The organism is Mycobacterium sp. E3251 (assembly GCF_001666835.1).
Classification (GTDB): Bacteria; Actinomycetota; Actinomycetes; order Mycobacteriales; family Mycobacteriaceae; genus Mycobacterium.
The window spans coordinates 1-1,835 of record NZ_LZJF01000153.1 but is presented as its reverse complement, the minus strand read 5'-3'; the positions used below and the strand labels follow the sequence as shown (position 1 = coordinate 1,835).

Below are 1,835 nucleotides of genomic sequence, written 5' to 3'. Positions count from 1 at the left end.
CCCGCCCAGATCTTCTGATCGCTCATGCTCCAGAGGCTCAATGTGGGCACTCCGGCGCGCAGGCCCGCTGCCGTGGTTCCCGCGCCGCTATGGTGTACCACGGCCCGGCAAGCGGGAAAGACCGCTGCGTAATTGACCGCGCTGACTACCTTGACGTGGTCCGAATGAGCGGCGCCACTGAAATCGGTTTTGCCAGAGCACACCAACGCCCGCTCGCCCAGCTCCGCGCAGGCCTCGCCGATCATGGTGATTGTCTCGGCCGGCGAATCGACCGTTGTGCTGCCGAAGCCGAAGCAGATGGGTGGTGTTCCCGCAGCGACCCACGATGCGACTTCGTCGTCGACATCCGTGGTCAGCTCCATGGTCAGCGTCCCGACAAAGGGGCGCTGGCCGCTCCACTTCGCCCATTCGTCGGCCAGCCCGGGAAAGCACACTTTGTCATAGGCCTGGATCTCCAACGCGCCGCGGGCCGTCATCCGTTGCGGCGCGGGACCTTTTGCCTTCGGCAGACCGAATGCGCGGCGCTGCGCGTCCTCGGCCTTCTTGGTCACCCGCCACTGGACCCAGTCCAGCGTGGCCATCGCGGAGCGGACTAGCAGCGCCGGCAGGTTCGGGGCGAGCTGGCCGTTCGGTCGCATCGGGATGTAATGCAGCGTGGCCATCGGAATGCCGTAGTAATCCGCCACGTTGATCGCCAGGTCCTGGTAGAGCTGGCCCGTGAAGAGCAAATCGGCCCCGGCCCCAACCGAGATCAGGGACGAGCTCATTTCCTGCCAGTTCCGCAGCACGGGCTCCCAGGCGTCACGCATCAACTTGATGGGCCCGCGCGCGAAATTCTTCCAGAAGTCGCGGATGAATTCATCGCTCCAGAAGTCGTGCATGTCGGGCCCGTAGCCGATGGCAGCCAACCCCGCTTCTCGAGCGAGCTCAACCAAATTGGGCGGGACGGCCATGCGCACTTCGTGCCCTCTGCGCATCAATTCGCGGCCGATAGCAAGGCACGGCTCGATGTCTCCGCGCGTCCCATAACTTGCCACAGCAAACTTCATCGCGCTGTAACCTTAATCACTTTTTCCATGCATAGGCAACTCCGCAGACAGGGTCTTTAGCCCCTAATTTCGATCTGCCCCTTACCGATTGGGACTGACTGCGTTTTGATTGCGCCGCATGGCCATGCAGATTCCAGGAGCCGGCAAAGCAGCAACTTTCACCGGCCCTTGTCGGGTACGACGACGACAACTTCATCGACCTCTGCCCCCCGACCTTGAACTATCACGACCCTTAGACGGTGTGACACCCACCTAGGCATCGTCGGCTGATCAATATCAGTCTGCCAGAAGGATCGGCCTTGTGTGTCGAGAAGCAGGAACTCGTTGGCCGCCGACGCCCTGAGTCCGGGGGCTTTACCCGGCAGCACACAGCCCGGCTCGCGCGTTGCCAATCAGGCGCGGCTCCGGGAGCTGGCAAACTTCTCCACGAGGTCGGCCGCTTTGATCACGCTGTCGGCGGATTTGGTCATGTGCCTGGCGATTTCGCGCGCACGCATGCCGTAGTCCGGGTCAAGTATCCGGCGCAGGTCTGCGACCAGTGTTTCGCGGGTGGTTGCCGAAAAGCGGCGCGTCGTACCGACTTTCAGCCGGTTGAGCTGGCCCCCCCAAATGGTTTGATTGACGTCCATCGAAAGAATCAGGGTGGGGACTCCCGCACGCAGGCTTGCCGCCGTGGTGCCCGAGCCGCCGTGATGAACGACCGCGCGACAGGCTGGAAAGACCGTCGCATAATTCACCGCGCCCACGACCTTGACGTGGGCGGGAAGTGGCACATCGCTGAAATCG

Annotated in this window: 2 protein-coding genes; both read right to left on the bottom strand. The window is 62.8% G+C overall.

The annotated features are described in order from the left end of the window. Window positions 1-1,049, bottom strand: a 1,049-nt coding sequence (locus A5697_RS18710) for a glycosyltransferase (RefSeq protein ID WP_082953476.1), incomplete at its 3' end; no start/stop codon positions are given. Window positions 1,050-1,441: 392 nt separating this feature from the next. Next, the coding region (locus A5697_RS18705; RefSeq protein WP_369806128.1) for a glycosyltransferase at window positions 1,442-1,835 on the bottom strand (394 nt) is incomplete at its 5' end.